We start from the raw sequence: 16,009 nt of genomic DNA, 5'->3' as shown, positions 1-16,009 counted from the left end.
TGCTGCGCCGGTGGCCGTCCGCCCCTACGCTCGGCGCATGGGGTTCTGGGCGAGGCAGGTGACGCCGCGGCTCGTCGCGGGCGGCGAGAGCGAGGCCATCGTCGCCATGCGCCGTCGGGCCTGCGCCGGCCTGCGGGGCGAGGTCGTCGAGCTCGGGTTCGGCAGCGGCAACAACGTCGGCCTCTACCCGGCGGAGGTCACCCGGGTCGTCGCGGTCGAGCCCTCGGACGTCGGCTGGCACCTGGGCGAGAAGCGCCGGGCCGGCAGCACGGTCCCGATCGAGCGCGGAGGCCTCGACGGCCAGCGGCTCGACCTGCCCGACGACAGCGCCGACGCGGTGCTGTCGACCTTCACCCTCTGCACCATCCCCGACGTCGCGGCCGCCCTCCGCGAGGTGCGCCGGGTGCTCCGACCGGGCGGCGCCCTGCACTTCCTCGAGCACGGCATCGCGCCCGACGAGGGAGTGCGACGCTGGCAACGGCGCCTCGAGCCGCTGCAGAAGCGGGCCTTCGACGGCTGCCACCTGACCCGCGCCATCGACCGGATCGTCGCGGAGTCCGGGCTCGAGGTCGTCGACCTCGACCGGGCCTACGCACCCCTGCCGAGGCTCATGCGGCCGTGGGCCTTCGGCTACCTCGGCCGCGCCGTCAAGCGTTAGGGCGCCCCCGGAAGCGCGTCCTCCCCGCGGAGGGGGCACCTGACGTCGAGGGGCACCTCTCTCGATCGAGTGAGCACTCCGTCACACGGGCCCCAGGACGCGTCCGGCGACCCAGGCGATGTCGTCGGCCACCTGCTCCGGCGGACCACCGGGGCGCACGACGTGGCTGAGCACGACGCGCACGACGACGTCGACCGCGGCCCGGCGCCGACGCGGCGGGAGCGCCACGTCGTAGCCCTCGAGGCGGCCGAGCACCATGTCCGACGCGACGTCGACGAGCACGTCGGAGCGCGTCGTCAGCAGCGGCATCAGCTCGGTGTCGCCGCCGTGGGTGAAGGTCGCGAGCGCCCGCAGCAGGGGACTGTCGGCCGCGAGGTCGAGCACGGCCCGCACCGCCGCGCGCACCGCCGCGTCGAGGTCGGTGGGGTGGGCGTCGAAGGCGTCGCCGACGACGCCGAGGAACCGCTCGAGCTCACGCAGGACCATGGCCTCGCCGAGCGCCGGCTTGGACCCGAGCTCGTTGTAGACCGTCTGGCGCGACACCCCGACCCGCGCGGCGAGCGCCCCCATCGTCACGGCCGCCCACCCCACCTCGGCCGTCAGCGCCGCGGCCTCCGCGACGATCCGCTCGCGCAGGCTGGGCGTCGTCGTCATGCCGGTCATCGTAGGCACCGCGCGCCCGGCGACCGCTCCCGTCACGTCGAGGCGGCCGCCACGAAGTCGACCTTCTCGCGCACGCCGCAGTCGGGGCAGCACCAGTCGTCCGGCACCTGCGCCCACGTGGTGCCGGCCGGGAAGCCTTGTCGCACATCGCCGTCCGCCTCGTCGAAGACGTAGCCGCAGCCGGGGCAGGCGTGCCGGCCGACCGCGCGAGCGACCTGGGCCGACCGTCCCACGCCCGACGCGTCGGCACCCTCCGCATCGACCGCGTCGACCGCGTCGGACGCGTCGGTACCGACGCCGCGCGACGCGTCCGACGTGCCCGACCCGTCCGACGCCCCCGGGGGCGGGTAGGCGGCGAGCACCCGAGCGCGTCGCGAGGGCTGCACGTTGGCCAGGCGCACGTCCCCGCCGTAGTGCGCGACCACGCGCGGGTCCATGACGCGTCGCCACAGCGGGGGCACGAGCGCGAGGACGATCATCCCGGCGTAGCCCGTCGGCAGCACCGGCGACTCGGCGTAGTCGCGCAGCGTCTGGTAGCGACGCGTCGGGTTGGCGTGGTGGTCGCTGTGCCGCTGGAGGTGGTAGAGCAGGACGTTGGTCGCGAGGTTGTTGCTGTTCCACGAGTGGCTCGGGTCGACCCGCTCGTACCGCCGTCGACCGGGCTGCCCGACGACCTGGCGCAGCATCCCGTAGTGCTCCATGTAGTTGACGACCTCGAGCAGCGAGAGCCCGACGAAGGCCTGCAGGAGCAGGTAGGGCAGCACCCCGACGCCGAGCCAGGCCACGAGCGCGCCCCAGAGCAGCGCCGACAGGAGCCAGGCGCTGACGACGTCGTTGGACAGCCGCCACGGGCGCAGTCGCCGCCGGGCCAGCCGGCGCTTCTCGAGGCGCCACGCGCTGCGCAGCGACCCGGCGACGGTGCGCGACCAGAAGGCGTAGACGCTCTCCCCGACGCGGCTGCTCGCGGGGTCGGCCGGCGTCGCGACCCGCACGTGGTGGCCTCGGTTGTGCTCGATGTAGAAGTGACCGTAGAAGCTCTGCGCGAGGGCGACCTTGGCGAGCCAGCGCTCGTGGCTCTCCTTCTTGTGGCCGAGCTCGTGGGCGGTGTTGATGCCGATGCCGCCGACGCAGCCGATGGAGACCGCGAGGCCGACCTTGTCGAGCGTCGACAGGCCATCGTGGGTGATGACCCACATGGCGGCGACGAGGCCGACGTACTGGATCGGCAGGAACCAGTAGGTGATCCAGCGGTAGTACCGGTCGTTCTCGAGGGCCTCGATGAGCTCGTCGGGAGGGTTGCTGCGGTCGAGGCCGGCGACGAGGTCGATGAGCGGGACGATCCCGAGGATGACGATCGGGCCGATCCAGAACCAGACGCCCCAGCCCGTGGCCGCGTGCAGGCCGAGCCCGACGAAGGCGAGCGACGGGACGACGAGCCCGATGAGCCAGAGGTGTCGTTTCGGGTCGCGCCACTGCTCGGCGGTGCCGGTCGGCACCGTTCCTGCTGCCGTCATGGGAGCCTCCACGTCGTCGATTTACACGACCGTAGAATATGTAAAGCCACTTGACAAGAGTTCGTCTGATGTAAAGACGATCGCATCGCGACCAGCCCGACCCGGCGTCGGGGGTGGCGGCTACCTTGAGCCCATGACGAGCGACCCGCACCCCGACCTCGCGTCGGAGGTCCGGGCCGCCCTCGTCGCCGGTGCCGACCCCGAGCGCGCCGCCGGCCAGCAGCGCTACATGAAGTCGGCGATGCCGTACTTCGGCCTCACCTCGCCGCAGCTCAAGGCGGCCCTCACCCCGTTGCTGCGCGACCCCGGCCTGGCAATGTCCTCTCGCGAGCAGTGGGTCGCCACCATCGAGCAGCTGTGGGGCACCGCCACGCACCGCGAGCAGTGGTACGCGGCGATCACCCTGGCCCGCCATCGCGCCTACCGGCAGTGGGTGGACAGCGACGCGATGCCCTTGTGGGAGAAGCTGATCCGCGAGGGTGCCTGGTGGGACGTCGTCGACGACATCGCCACCCACCTCGTGCGCGACACGCTCCTCACGGCCCCGCAGGTCGAGGGGCTGCGGATGCGCGACTGGTCGGGCAGCGACTCGCTGTGGGTCAGGCGCGCCTCGGTCATCAGCCAGGTCGGGGCCGGTGCACGCCTGGACCAGGACCTGCTGTCCGACGTCGTCGAGCCGAACCTCGAGGACCGCGACTTCTTCATCCGCAAGGCGATCGGCTGGGCACTGCGCGACCACGCCCGCCACGACCCCGACTGGGTCCGCGCCTTCGTCGCCGACCACCCCGGCCTGTCCGGGCTGTCCCGGCGCGAGGCGCTCAAGCACCTCGGGGCCTCGGCGCCGGCGGGGTCCCTGCCCGAGACGCCCGCATGAGCGCCGGCACGGGCACGTCCGCGCCCACGGCCCACCGCCGCGAGATCCTGCGTCTCGCGGTCCCGGCCTTCCTCGCCCTCATCGCCGAGCCGCTCTTCCTGCTCGCCGACTCCGCCATCGTCGGCCACCTGGGCACGGCCCAGCTCGCCGGGCTCGGGGTCGCCAGCGGCGCGCTCGTCACCGCCGCCGGCATCTTCGTCTTCCTCGCCTACGGCACGACCAGCGTCGTGGCCCGCCACCTCGGCGCGGGCGACGACCGCGCCGCCATCGGCGCCGGCATCGACGGGCTCTGGCTCGCGCTCGGCCTGGGGGCCGCCACCGCGGTCGTCACTGCCCTGGCCGCCCGTCCGATCTGCGCGGCGTTCGGCGCCTCGCCGGCCGCCCTCGAGCAGGCCACGACCTACCTGCGCGTCTCGGCGCTCGGCCTACCGGCGATGCTCGTCATCCTCGCCGTCACCGGCGTGCTGCGCGGCCTGCAGGACACCACCACACCGCTCGTGGCGTCGGTCGCGGGCTTCGGCGCGAACATCGCCCTCAACGTCGTCTTCGTCTACGGGCTGCACTGGGGCATCGCAGGATCCGCGTGGGGCACGGTCATCGCCCAGACCGGCATGGCGGCCGGACTCGTCGCCGTCCTGCTCGTCAAGGCACGCGCTCGGCAGGCCAGGCTGCGCCCCCACCCCGGACGCGTCCTCGCCGCCGCACGCACCGGCGTCCCGCTCCTGGTGCGCACGCTCGCGCTGCGCGCGACGCTCCTCGTCACGACGTGGGTGGCGGCGTCCCTCGGCGACGTGCCGCTCGCCGCGCACCAGGTGGCGATGACGGTGTGGTCCTTCCTCGCCTTCGCCCTCGATGCGCTCGCCATCGCCGCGCAGGCGATCACCGGCCACGCCCTCGGCGCCGGCGACCGCGAGGGCGTACGGGTCACGATGGCCACGATGGTGCGCTGGGGCGTGTGGGGCGGCCTCGCGGTCGGGCTCGCCGTCGCCGCGCTGCACGGCGTGATTCCCGCGCTCTTCACGAACGACCCCGCGGTGCGAGAAGCGCTCGGGGCAGCGCTCGTCGTCGTCGGGCTGGGGCAGGCGGTGGCCGGCTACGTCTTCGTCCTCGACGGCGTGCTCATCGGGGCCGGCGACGGGCGCTGGCTGGCCTGGGGCATGGTCCTGACGTTCGTCGCGTACCTGCCGGTGATCCTCACGGTCCGCGCGTGGGGCCCGAGCGGGTCGCCGGTGCGCGACGTCGTCGTGCTCTGGCTGGCGTTCACCGCCTTCATGGTGATCCGTGGGGCCGGGCTGTGGTGGCGGGCCCGCCGCGACGACTGGATGGTCGTCGGCGCCCGCTGACCGCCTCGCCGCGGCCACCGGAGCAGCGGGCCGGCAGTCCTAGCCAACTGCTACGCCCTTTTCAGGGTTCTTTAAGGTGCGGGAGTCATAGTCGTTCTCGTGAGTTGCTCCTGTGCGACTCGGTGATCTCCTCCCCCTGTCGGATCACCGCGTCAAGGGCACCCGCCCCCGCTGGTCGAGTTCGGCGACGTGACCAGCGGGGGCGGGTTTTTCTTTGCCCGCGCCCGGCCACGCGACCGCCCGACCGCTCGACCAGCCCGGCCCACTCGACAGGACGAGCGTCGCCGCGTCAGCCGGCCCACTCCGCCACGGCGACGTCGGACAGCAGCGCGCTGACCTCGGCCGTCGTCGGCATCGCCGTCGAGCACTCGAGCCGACCGGCGACGATGGCGCCCGCGACGCTCGCGAAGTGCACGACCCGCTCGAGGTCCCACCCGGCGAGCAGCCCGTGCACGAGCGCGCCGCCGAACGCGTCGCCCGCCCCGAGCCCGTTGACCACCTGCACCGGGAAGGGCGCGACGCGCACTGTGGCCTCCGGGGTCCTGGCGAGCACCCCGCCCGGGCCCAGCTTGACGACCGCCAGCTCGAGCCCCGCCTCGAGCAGCGCGGCAGCCGCTCGCTCCGGGTCGCGCTCGCCGGTCGCGACCTCGCACTCTTCGACGTTGCCGACGGCGACGGTGACGTGCTCGAGGGCCCGCCGCACCAGGGCGGGCGCCTCGTCGGGGTGGGGCCACAGCGTCGGCCGGTGGTCGAGGTCGAGGACGGTCAGGGGGCGCCGGCCGCGCTCTCGCCAGGCGGCGAAGTGCGCCTCGCGGCTCGGCTCCTGGCTCAGCCCGGTGACGGTTGCCCAGTACACATCGGCGTCCCGGATCGCCTGCAGCGGAATCGAATCCGCGGTGATCAGCAGGTCCGGAGCGATGGGGTAGCGGTAGAACCAGATCGGGAAGTGGTCCGGCGGGAAGACCTCGCAGAAGGTCACCGGGGTCGGCGGTCCCCCGGTGACGGTCTGGACGAACGCGTCGTCGACGCCGAGCTGCAGCAGCTCGCGGTGCACGTAACGGCCGAACGCGTCGTCGGCGGTGGCGCTGACGAGCGCGCACCGACGCCCGTGGCGAGCCGCCGCGACAGCGACGTTGGCCGCGCTGCCACCGAGGAACTTCTCGAAGCTGCGTACCTCGTCGAGCGTCACCCCGTGCTGGAGCGGGTAGAGGTCGACGCCGACGCGACCGATGGCCACGAGGTCGTGACTCGCGCGGTGGGCGCCCTCGCCCCGGGCCTCGTGCGACGGTCCCATGGGTCAACGCTAGACGGGTCGCGGCGGCAGAGCACCCCGGACGCGTGGGCCGAACCGATGGCCGAGCACCGTCGACGCGCGATGGTCACGGAATGGTCACGGCTCTTGACCGCTGCCGCGGCGTCCCGTCATTCTCTCCCGTGAGAGCGCTCTCACGGTCCCGCTTCACGCAGGGAGAGCGCTCCCACACTCACACTGGGCAGAGACCGAAGGAGCTCTCCGATGACAGCCCGCACCACTCGTACCGGCACCCGCCTGACGCGTCCCCGGAACGTCGCGCTCGCCACCCTCACCGTCGGACTGCTGGCGCTCTCGGCCTGCAGCTCGGGCAGCGCCGACAACGGCCCCTCGACCCAGGCCGGCGCCGCCGGCGGCAAGGTCACCCTCACCCTCGCAACCTTCAACCAGTTCGGTTACGAGGACCTCATCCCCGAGTTCGAGAAGACCCACCCGAACATCACCGTCACGCACAAGAAGGCCGCCACCTCGAACGAGGCCCGCGACACCTTCTTCACCCGCCTCTCCGCCGGCAGTGGCATGGCCGACGTCGAGGCGGTCGAGGTCGACTGGCTGCCCGAGATGCTCCAGTACTCCGACAAGTTCACCGACCTCAAGAGCGCCGCCACCGACGGCCGCTGGCTCGACTGGAAGGCCAAGGCCGCCACCGACGCCGACGGTCACCTCATCGGCTACGGCACCGACTCCGGCCCCGAGGCCATCTGCTACCGCAGCGACCTCTTCAAGAAGGCCGGCCTGCCGAGCGACCGCGAGTCCGTCGCCAAGCTGTTCGGGAACACCTGGGACAGCTACTTCGCCGCCGGCAAGCAGTTCGCCGCGAAGTCCAAGGTGCCCTTCTTCGACAGCATCGGCGCCACCTACCAGGGCATGGTCAACCAGGTCCAGGCCGCCTACGAGAACCCCGCCGACGACACCATCACGGCCACGACCAACGCCGACGTCAAGAAGCTCTACGACGAGGTGGTCCAGGCCGGCATCACCGACGGCCTCTCCGCCAAGCTCCAGCAGTGGGGCGACGACTGGACCGCCTCGTTCCAGAAGGACGGGTTCGCCACGATGCTCTGCCCCGGCTGGATGGTCGGCGTCATCGAGGGCAACGCCAAGGGCGTCAAGGGCTGGGACGTCGCCAACACCTTCCCCGGTGGCGGCGGCAACTGGGGCGGCAGCTACCTCGTCGTGCCCAAGCAGAGCGCCCACCCCAAGGAGGCCCAGGAGCTCGCCGACTGGCTGACGGCTCCCGAGCAGCAGGTCAAGGCCTTCAAGAAGGTCGGCGCCTTCCCGAGCCAGCAGGCCGCGCTCACCAACCCCGAGCTCCTCGCCTTCAAGGTCGCCTCGTTCAACGACGCCCCCACCGGGCAGATCTTCGCCGAGCGCGCCAAGGCCGTGACGGTCTCGCCGTACAAGGGCACGCACTACTTCGCCATCAACGACGCCATGCAGCAGGCCCTGACCCGCGTCGAGCAGGGCACCGCGCCGCAGGAGTCGTGGGACAAGTGGGTGGCCGACGTCAAGGCCCTCGGCTGACCGCCCCACGCTGAGCCGTGGGCGGCCCGGTACCACCGCCGGTACCGGGCCGCCCACCCCGACGAGCGGACCACCGCATGAGCATCCAGACCCCCTCCCAGTCGCCCTCCATGGAGACCTCCAAGGCGGCGAGCACCCTCGGTGCCGACGCCTCCGCACCGGTCCACCGCTCCCCCATCGCCCCACGGGCCGGGTGGCGTCGGCGCCTGACGAAGGTCGACGAGAAGGCCTCGCCGTACGCCTACGTCAGCCCGTTCTTCATCCTCTTCGGCGTCGTCGGCCTCTTCCCGCTGCTCTACACCGCCTACGTCTCGCTGCACCGGTGGAGCCTCATCGGGGGCCAGGGCGACTTCGTCGGCCTCAAGAACTACGCCGACGTGCTGGCCCAGCCCTACTTCTGGAACGCGCTGAAGAACACCATCAGCATCTTCCTGCTCTCGAGCGTGCCCCAGGTCATCGCGGCCCTGCTCATCGCCGCGGCCCTCGACAGCGGACTGCGGGCCCGCACCTTCTGGCGCATGGGCGTGCTGCTGCCCTACGTCGTGGCCCCCGTCGCCGTCGCCCTCATCTTCAGCGACCTGTTCGGTGACAAGTTCGGCCTCGTCAACCACCTGCTCGACCTCGTCGGCATCGACCCCGTCCAGTGGCACAAGGAAGTGCTGCCGAGCCACCTGGCGATCGCGACGATGGTCAACTTCCGCTGGACCGGCTACAACGCGCTGATCTTCCTGGCCGCGATGCAGGCGATCCCGCGCGACTACTACGAGGCAGCGATGATCGACGGCGCCGGACGCGTCCGCACCTTCTTCTCGATCACGGTCCCGCAGCTGCGCGCGACGATCATCTTCGTCGTCATCACCTCGACGATCGGCGGCCTGCAGATCTTCGACGAGCCGCGGATGTACGACCAGTACGGCCTCGGCGGCGCCGACCGTCAGTGGCAGACGCTGACGCTCTACCTCTACCAGCTCGGCTGGACGCAGAAGAACTTCGGCCGGGCCGCGGCCGTGGCCTGGATGCTCTTCCTCGTCGTCGTCCTCTTCGCGCTGCTCAACTTCCTCGTCACCCGACGGATCGCCTCGAAGGGGCAGCGATGACCACAGCGACCAACACCGCGACGAACACCGCGACGAACACCGGGAACCTCCCCCGGCGCGCCGGCCGCGGCACCCGCCTCGTGCGCCGCACCCAGGCCAGTCCGATGGCCTACGCCGTCCTCGTCGTCGTGCTGCTCGGGTCGGCGTTCCCGCTCTGGTGGTCCTTCGTCATCGGCAGCAAGGACTCAGCGGCGATCGTCCAGGACCCCTACTCCCTCGTGCCGGGCGGGCACTTCCTGCAGAACGCGAGCACCGTCGTCACGACGATCCCGTTCTGGAAGGCGCTCGGCAACAGCATCCTCGTCAGCACGACGGTCGCCGCGCTCGTCGTGCTCTTCTCTGCCCTGGCCGGCTTCGCCTTCGCCAAGCTGCGCTTCCGCGGGCGCAACGGACTGCTCGTGTTCGTCATCGCGACGATGGCGGTGCCGACGCAGCTCGGGATCGTGCCCCTCTTCATCGTCATGAGCAAGCTCGGCTGGATCGGCAGCCTCTGGGCCGTCATCCTGCCGAGCGCCGTCAGCGCCTTCGGCGTCTTCTGGATGACGCAGTACCTGCAGGAGGCGCTGCCCGACGAGCTCATCGAGGCTGCCCGCGTCGACGGCGCCTCGACGCTGCGGACCTTCTGGTCGGTCGCGCTGCCGGCCGCGCGGCCGGGCGCCGCGATGCTGGGCCTCTTCACCTTCATCGCCACGTGGACGAACTTCTTCTGGCCGTTCATCATCCTCGACCCCGGCAACCCGACCCTGCCGGTCGCGCTCCAGCAGCTGCAGGCCGCCTACTTCGTCGACTACTCGCTCGTCCTGGCCGGCGTCGTGCTCATGGCCCTCCCCCTCATCGTCCTGTTCGTCTTCGCCGGGAAGCAGCTCGTGTCCGGCATCATGCAAGGAGCAGTCAAGGGATGAACGTCCCCACCACCACGACCACGTCGCGCCCCGCATCCGAGACCGCACCGGGGGCCAACACCGACCACCCCACCGCCAGCGATCTTGTTGTGCCCCATGGGCGCCCGGTTCCGGCCGGCTTCCTCATCGGCGCCGCCACGGCGGCCTACCAGATCGAGGGCGCCCGGCACGAGGACGGCCGGCTCGACTCGGTCTGGGACACCTTCGCGCACACGCCCGGCGCGGTCGTCGACGGCGACACCGGCGACGTCGCGTGCGACCACTACCACCGCTTCGGCGAGGACGTCGCCCTGATGCGACGCCTGGGCCTGCAGTCCTACCGGTTCTCGACGTCGTGGTCGCGGATCGTGCCCGACGGTCGCACCGTCAACGCGTCGGGCCTCGACTTCTACGAGCGGCTCGTCGACGAGCTGCTCGAGGCAGGCATCGCGCCGTGGCTGACGCTCTACCACTGGGACCTCCCCCAGGCCCTCGAGGACCGCGGCGGCTGGACGGTCCGCGACACGACCGACCGGTTCGTCGAGTACGCCGGCGTCGTGCACGACCGCCTCGGCGACCGCGTCCGCACGTGGACGACGCTCAACGAGCCGTGGTGCGCGGCGTTCCTCGGCTACACCGCGGGCATGCACGCGCCGGGCCGCACGTCGGTGGCGGACGGCCTCGCCGCCGCCCACCACCTGCTGCTCGGGCACGGACGCGTCGTGCAGGAGCTGCGCTCTCGCGACGCGTCGCTCGAGCTCGGGCTGACCCTGAACTTCACCGTCGCCGACCCGCTCGACCCCGCCGACCCCCGCGACGTCGATGCCGCCCGACGCGTCGACGCCCAGATGAACCGCATCTTCCTCGACCCCGTCTTCCGGGGCGCCTACCCGGCCGACCTGCTCGAGGACGTCCGCGGACTGGGACTCACTGACCACGTCGTGGACGGTGACCTCGAGGCCATCTCTTCCCCGATCGACGTGCTCGGCGTCAACTACTACAACGGTGAGGCCATTGCGCACTGGCAGCCGGAGGTCGCCCTCGACGACAACGTCAACGGCGGCCGCACCACCCGCTCGCCCTTCCCCGCCGCCGACTCCTCCTTCCGCCACCCGCGCGGCCTGCCCGTCACCGCCATGGACTGGGAGATCCAGCCCGAGGGCCTGACGCGCCTGCTGCACCGGCTCCACGACGAGTACACGGGCCCGGCCGGCGTGCCGCTGCACGTCACCGAGAACGGCGCCGCCTTCGACGACGTGCCCGACGCCGCCGGATTCGTCGACGACGCCGACCGCGTCGCGTACGTGCGCGCCCACCTCGGGGCGGTGCTCGACGCCGCCGAGGCCGGCGTCCCGGTGCGCGGCTACTTCTACTGGTCGCTGCTCGACAACTTCGAGTGGGCCTGGGGGTACGCCAAGCGCTTCGGTATCGTCCGAGTCGACTACGACACCCAGGTGCGGACACCGAAGGCCAGCGCCCTCGACCTCGCCCGGATCATCTCGACCCGGGTGCTGCCGACCGGCCACCCGTCCACCGATGCCATCGGGTCGCCCGGCACCACCGACGGTGCCGGCACCGACGACCGAGCAGGAGAGCACGAGGCATGACCCAGGGCACGCCGGCCACCACGCCGATCGCCGACGCGGACGCCGCATCCGGGCGTCCGACGCTCGAGGCGGTCGCTCGCGTGGCCGGCGTGTCCCGGGCGACGGTCTCGCGCGTCATCAACGGCTCGCCGCGCGTCAGCCCCGACGTCCTCGCCGTCGTCGAGCGGGCCATCGCCCAGCTCAACTACGTGCCGAACCGGGCGGCCCGCTCGCTCGTGGCGCGCGCGACGATGTCGATCGCACTCGTCGTGCCCGAGGACGCGCACCGCTTCTTCGGCGACCCGTACTTCGCCGACGTCGTCCAGGGCATCAGCGACCGCCTCGACGAGAGCGACTACGTCCTCAACCTCCAGCTGACCCACCCGAGCTCGCCGTCGGAGAAGACGCGTCGGTACCTGCTCGGCGGCAACGTCGACGGCGCGCTCGTCGTGTCGCACCACTCGGGCGACCACTTCCTGGCCTCCCTCGGCCGCTCGCTACCGGTCGTGTTCGGTGGCCGCCCGATCGGCGACATCGCCAACCCCGGCGACTACTACATCGACGTCGACAACCGGGCCGGTGCCCGGCACGGCGTCGAGCACCTCGTCGAGCGTGGACGCCGCGCCATCGCGACGATCACCGGTCCGGCCGACATGCCCGCCTCCGTCGACCGCGAGCTCGGCTGGCGCGACGCCCTCGCAGCGGCCGGGCTGTCGGACCACCGGCTCGCACGCGGTGACTTCACCGAGGCGGGCGGCATCCGCGCCGCCCTCGCCCTCGTCGACGAGCACCCCGACCTCGACGCGATCTTCGTCGCGAGCGACCTCATGGCCAGCGGCGTGCTGCTGGCCCTCGAGGAGCGCGGGCTCTCGGTGCCCGACGACGTCGCCGTCGTCGGCTTCGACGACAGCCCGTACGCGACGCGTGGCAAGGTCGGCCTGACGACGGTCGCCCAGCCGGCCCAGGAGATGGGCGTCGTCATGGCGGACACGCTGCTGCGCCTGCTCGGTGGCGAGCAGGTCGAGCGCGTCCGCGTGCTCCACACCCGGCTCGTGGTGCGCGACTCCACCTGACGCGTCGACCCTCCCACACAGTCGAGTGGGCACTTTCCCGAGCCGCGTTTGACTCGAGTGGGCACTTTCCCTGGCTGCGTTGAGTCGAGTGGGCACTTCCTCAGCCGCGAGGGCGAGTCAGGACGCCCAACGATGCCGACGAATGAGGCCCCGCTGCATCGCGAGCTCCATCGCCTGGGTCGAGAAGAACCGGGGCTCGGCGCGGGAGAGGTCGAGCTCGCGGCGTGGGATGCCAAGCGCGGCGGCGAAGCGCAGCACGCACGCTCGACGCGCCTCCGGCGAGCCGAGGTCTTCCTTCCATATCTCCTCGACGGCAAACTCCCCCTCGCGTTCGAAGCCCATACGTCTTTCCTCATCAGCGACGCGCTGCTCGTCGCTCGCGTGGAATGCCTCACCTTGGTACTCGCCCACGACACCGTGCTCTTTCCAGTACAGGTCGGCCACGCCGAGAAAGTGACCAGCCGCATCGATCACGGCTTGACCGAGCTCGGGCTCGGGCAGACCGCAGCGCACCAACATCAGTCGGGTGACCGTTTCGCGGGGCGAGGCGGCTCCGAGCCGGATCTCGGACAGCGCCTCCAGGAGCGTGACCTTGCCACGGGGCCTCACGCGAGAGGCAAGGGCGCGATGCAGAGGGTGGATGCTGTTGAGGTCGTATGCCACCGCATCGCCGAGAACGATGAGGTCATCGAGGCCCGCCGGCTTGCCGCGCCCGACCAGCTCACCGAGGTCGACCCACGTATCGGCGGGAGCGACCACCGGGAGGCCCTGCGCGGATGTCGTGACGCGGGAGTGCCTGGCGCGGTGCGCCACGACGCCGGGTCTGCGCATCCGGCGTGTGTCAAGCGGACCCGTGACGTGAACGCGCTGGTCCTCGGCGATCGCGTAGGACAGGGGCAGCGCCAAGAGCTCAGCCGCCGTGAGATGCGAGAAGGCGGCGTCGGCGGGAAGGACTGGGTGCAGAGCACGTGCCCGCTCGACGGCTGTTGTCGGTACACCGACAGATCGAACTCCCCGCGCCGGCCGGTGTAGGTCGGGACTGTCGAGTTCCCGGTCAGGGACCGCCACGCGGCGCAGCGGACCCGTGAGGAAGGCGCCGGACTCGAGCGCCGACGGCCATCCATCGCGCAGGTCAGCAAGCGCAGCCGCCCGAGCCGGCACCGTCGCCCTCCACCCTGGCGCTGAAGGTTCCGGGCCGCGGCTGCCGGTGCGCAGGATATGGGTAGCCGCCCTCCCAGGGAAAGGCGCCGGCGACGGACCAGGTGAGCTGCAGGACCGGGACGGAGACCTCTGACGGCCGACGGTAGTGCCGGTTCGCGCCGAACACGATGTCGCCAGGGTTGGGGACCTGCTCGACGAGGTACCGCTCTTCATGGTCCGGAAAGCTCAGCTCCTCGCCGGGCACGAGGTCGCGGCCCTTGACGACCATGCTGTACAGGTGGTTCAGAAAAGCCTGAGGCACTCGCTTGGTCCAGACCGAAGACCAGCAGCTCCGGGTGCCCGAGCCCGAAGAGGCCGATGGTGTAGCAGAACGAGGTCGATATGCCCTCGCCGTCGCACGGCATCACGTGTTCGAGCGAGCACCCGTACCGCCGGATGTACTCACTGACCCGGCGATCCTCCTGATCGAGCCACTGGCTCACCCTGATGTCGTCCACTGGTTCCCTCCTCGTTGTGCAGGTCTGGAGGGCCAACTTTGCTTGCAAGCGGCTCGGCGCGCCGCAGCGTCGGAGCGTGCTGTGGACACCGACGCAAGGGCTCAGGGAGATGTGGAACTACGCGTCCAAGTGCCCACTCGACCGGCAGGAGCGCCGGGAAATCGGCGCGAAGGGTTAGTCCAAGTGCCCACTCGACGGGGAGGAGGGACTGGACGGGGGGACGGGACGACGAAGGGGCCGGGACCGCGTGGTGCGGGTCCCGGCCCCTTCGGCCGTTCAGGCGTCGCTCAGGCGGAGACGACGTCGAACTTCAGCGTCGCGAGGACCTCCGGGTGCAGGCGGACGGTGGCCTCGTAGGTGCCCGTCGTCTTGATGGCCTGCTTGACCTCGATCTTGCGCTTGTCGAGCTCGGGACCGCCGGCGGCCTTGACCGCGTCGGCGATGTCACCGTTGCTGACGGCGCCGAAGAGGCGACCCGACTGGCCGGCGCGGGCCTCGACCTTGACGGCCGTGGCCTCGAGCTGGCCCTTGATGCCCTTGGCGGTGTCGAGGTCCTTGATCGAGCGGACCTCGCGACCCTTCGTCAGGGCGTCGACCTGCTTCTGCCCGCCCTTGGTCCACGGGGTCGCGAGACCACGCGGGAGCAGGAAGTTGCGGCCGTAGCCGTCCTTGACCTCGACGATGTCACCAGCAGTACCGAGGCCGGAGACCTCGTGCGTGAGGATGAGCTTCATATCAGTTCTCCTGGTTCTCGAGGCCGGGCTCAGCGAGCCGAGCTCGAGTAGGGCAGCAGGGCCATCTCACGGGCGTTCTTGACGGCCGTGGCGATGAGACGCTGCTCCTGGACGGACACACCGGTCACGCGACGCGCGCGGATCTTGCCGCGGTCGGAGATGAACTTGCGCAGCAGCGCGGTGTCCTTGTAGTCGATGTTCTCGACCTTCGCCGCCTTGAGCGGGTTGGCCTTCTTCTTGGGCTTGCGCACAACGGGCTTTGCCATCGTGGTGCTCTCCTTCGTGATGAGAGCCCGGGGTTCTGCGCCCCGGGATGGGTCTGGTGATCCAGAGGATCTAGAGGTGCCGCGCGAGGCGGCGGTTGCCGGTCGGTGCCGGCGTCACGATCAGCTCCTGATCAGGATGGTCGATCAGAACGGGGGCTCGTCGTAGCTGGGAGCCTGCCCCCAGCCACCACCCTGGCCGCCGCCCTGCTGGCCGCCCTGGGCACCGCCCTGAGCGCCACCCTGGCCGCTCCAGCCGCCACCCTGGCCGGCGCCACCCTGGCTGGCGCCCTGGCCACCACCGGTCGCCCAGGGGTCCTCGCCCTGGCCGCCACCCTGACCACCGCTCCAGCCGCCGCCCTGCTGGCCGCCGCCGAAACCGCCACCGCCGCCTCCACCACGCTGGGTCTTGTTGACCTTCGCGGTGGCCGAGCGCAGCGAGGGACCGATCTCGTCGACATCCATCTCGACGACGGTTCGCTTCTCGCCCTCCTTGGTCTCGTAGGACCGGGACTTGAGGCGACCGGAGGCGATGACGCGCATGCCGCGCTGGAGCGACTCGGCGACGTTCTCCGCCGCGTCGCGCCAGACCGAGCAGCGCATGAATAGCGTCTCGCCGTCCTTCCACTCGTTGCTCTGGCGGTCGAACATCCGGGGCGTCGAGGCCACCGTGAAGTTCGCGACCGCTGCACCGGACGGCGTGAAACGCAGCTCGGGGTCGGCGGTCAGGTTGCCGATGATGGTGATGACGGTGTCGCCTGCCATGGATCAGTCCTTCGCTGGGTGATCGGAGCGAACGCTCGGGGTGGAGATCGGCGGTCGATCAGGT

At 71.3% G+C, this 16,009-nt stretch carries 17 protein-coding genes; 8 read left to right on the top strand and 9 right to left on the bottom strand.

What is annotated here, in order from left to right; genetic code table 11:
* The first annotated feature begins 37 nt into the window (after nucleotides 1-37).
* Nucleotides 38-658 carry a class I SAM-dependent methyltransferase gene (locus RY076_RS01480; RefSeq protein WP_323095619.1) on the top strand — a complete coding sequence of 207 codons (621 nt, stop codon included), beginning with the start codon at nucleotides 38-40 and terminating at the stop codon, nucleotides 656-658.
* 81 nt (nucleotides 659-739) lie between these two features.
* Here the strand turns inward: RY076_RS01480 and RY076_RS01475 are convergent, their stop codons facing one another.
* Together RY076_RS01475 and RY076_RS01470 are read right to left on the bottom strand one after the other, a co-directional pair.
* Complete coding sequence (locus RY076_RS01475) at nucleotides 740-1,312, bottom strand: TetR family transcriptional regulator (RefSeq protein ID WP_323095618.1); 573 nt, start codon at nucleotides 1,310-1,312, stop codon at nucleotides 740-742.
* Nucleotides 1,313-1,353: 41 nt separating this feature from the next.
* A complete protein-coding gene (locus tag RY076_RS01470) occupies nucleotides 1,354-2,835 on the bottom strand; it encodes a fatty acid desaturase (protein ID WP_323095617.1) in 1,482 nt (493 codons plus the stop codon).
* Nucleotides 2,836-2,968: 133 nt separating this feature from the next.
* Here RY076_RS01470 and RY076_RS01465 point away from each other — a divergent pair, with 133 nt between their 5' ends.
* On the top strand, nucleotides 2,969-3,709 hold the full coding sequence (locus RY076_RS01465) for a DNA alkylation repair protein (RefSeq protein ID WP_323095616.1): 741 nt from the start codon (nucleotides 2,969-2,971) through the stop codon (nucleotides 3,707-3,709).
* A complete protein-coding gene (locus tag RY076_RS01460; protein ID WP_323095615.1) occupies nucleotides 3,706-5,052 on the top strand; it encodes an MATE family efflux transporter in 1,347 nt (448 codons plus the stop codon). The genes RY076_RS01465 and RY076_RS01460 overlap by 4 nt, the downstream gene beginning before the upstream one ends.
* Nucleotides 5,053-5,341: 289 nt before the next feature.
* Here the strand turns inward: RY076_RS01460 and iolC are convergent, their stop codons facing one another.
* A complete protein-coding gene (iolC, locus tag RY076_RS01455) occupies nucleotides 5,342-6,346 on the bottom strand; it encodes a 5-dehydro-2-deoxygluconokinase (RefSeq protein WP_323095613.1) in 1,005 nt (334 codons plus the stop codon).
* Between the two features lie 222 nt (nucleotides 6,347-6,568).
* On the opposite strand from iolC, the gene RY076_RS01450 reads away from it, so the two are divergent.
* The 5 genes from RY076_RS01450 (at nucleotide 6,569) to RY076_RS01430 (ending at nucleotide 12,525) form a co-directional block, all read left to right on the top strand.
* Nucleotides 6,569-7,888, top strand: a complete 1,320-nt coding sequence (locus RY076_RS01450) for an ABC transporter substrate-binding protein (protein ID WP_323095612.1) — start codon at nucleotides 6,569-6,571, stop codon at nucleotides 7,886-7,888.
* A 110-nt stretch (nucleotides 7,889-7,998) separates the two neighbouring features.
* The gene (locus RY076_RS01445; protein WP_413785732.1) at nucleotides 7,999-8,985 is read left to right on the top strand and encodes a carbohydrate ABC transporter permease; all 987 of its coding nucleotides are present in this window, start codon (nucleotides 7,999-8,001) and stop codon (nucleotides 8,983-8,985) included.
* A complete protein-coding gene (locus tag RY076_RS01440; RefSeq protein WP_323095609.1) occupies nucleotides 8,982-9,887 on the top strand; it encodes a carbohydrate ABC transporter permease in 906 nt (301 codons plus the stop codon). Before RY076_RS01445 ends, RY076_RS01440 begins: the two co-directional genes overlap by 4 nt.
* Nucleotides 9,884-11,473, top strand: coding sequence for a GH1 family beta-glucosidase (locus tag RY076_RS01435; protein WP_323095607.1), 1,590 nt, complete (start codon nucleotides 9,884-9,886; stop codon nucleotides 11,471-11,473). The genes RY076_RS01440 and RY076_RS01435 overlap by 4 nt, the downstream gene beginning before the upstream one ends.
* Complete coding sequence (locus tag RY076_RS01430) at nucleotides 11,470-12,525, top strand: LacI family DNA-binding transcriptional regulator (RefSeq protein ID WP_323095606.1); 1,056 nt, start codon at nucleotides 11,470-11,472, stop codon at nucleotides 12,523-12,525. Before RY076_RS01435 ends, RY076_RS01430 begins: the two co-directional genes overlap by 4 nt.
* A 117-nt stretch (nucleotides 12,526-12,642) precedes the next feature.
* Here the strand turns inward: RY076_RS01430 and RY076_RS01425 are convergent, their stop codons facing one another.
* The 6 genes from RY076_RS01425 to RY076_RS01405 all read right to left on the bottom strand — a co-directional run bounded on the left by RY076_RS01425 (nucleotide 12,643) and on the right by RY076_RS01405 (nucleotide 15,945).
* On the bottom strand, nucleotides 12,643-13,431 hold the full coding sequence (locus RY076_RS01425; protein WP_323095605.1) for a hypothetical protein: 789 nt from the start codon (nucleotides 13,429-13,431) through the stop codon (nucleotides 12,643-12,645).
* Between the two features lie 226 nt (nucleotides 13,432-13,657).
* On the bottom strand, nucleotides 13,658-13,987 hold the full coding sequence (locus RY076_RS01420; protein WP_323095604.1) for a DUF4262 domain-containing protein: 330 nt from the start codon (nucleotides 13,985-13,987) through the stop codon (nucleotides 13,658-13,660).
* Nucleotides 13,896-14,168: a DUF4262 domain-containing protein gene (locus RY076_RS23630; RefSeq protein WP_413785731.1), complete on the bottom strand. Its 273-nt coding sequence runs from the start codon at nucleotides 14,166-14,168 to the stop codon at nucleotides 13,896-13,898. Before RY076_RS23630 ends, RY076_RS01420 begins: the two co-directional genes overlap by 92 nt.
* Nucleotides 14,169-14,470: 302 nt before the next feature.
* Complete coding sequence (rplI, locus tag RY076_RS01415; RefSeq protein ID WP_323095603.1) at nucleotides 14,471-14,917, bottom strand: 50S ribosomal protein L9; 447 nt, start codon at nucleotides 14,915-14,917, stop codon at nucleotides 14,471-14,473.
* Between the two features lie 29 nt (nucleotides 14,918-14,946).
* On the bottom strand, nucleotides 14,947-15,183 hold the full coding sequence (rpsR, locus tag RY076_RS01410; RefSeq protein WP_013494395.1) for a 30S ribosomal protein S18: 237 nt from the start codon (nucleotides 15,181-15,183) through the stop codon (nucleotides 14,947-14,949).
* A 144-nt stretch (nucleotides 15,184-15,327) separates the two neighbouring features.
* Nucleotides 15,328-15,945 carry a single-stranded DNA-binding protein gene (locus RY076_RS01405; protein WP_323095593.1) on the bottom strand — a complete coding sequence of 206 codons (618 nt, stop codon included), beginning with the start codon at nucleotides 15,943-15,945 and terminating at the stop codon, nucleotides 15,328-15,330.
* Nucleotides 15,946-16,009 lie beyond the last annotated feature (64 nt).

The sequence above is a fragment of the Intrasporangium zincisolvens genome, assembly GCF_034724055.1.
GTDB classification, from domain to species: Bacteria; Actinomycetota; Actinomycetes; order Actinomycetales; family Dermatophilaceae; genus Monashia; species Monashia zincisolvens.
The sequence above is the reverse complement of the archived record's forward strand: the minus strand, read 5'-3'. Positions and strand labels throughout refer to the sequence as shown.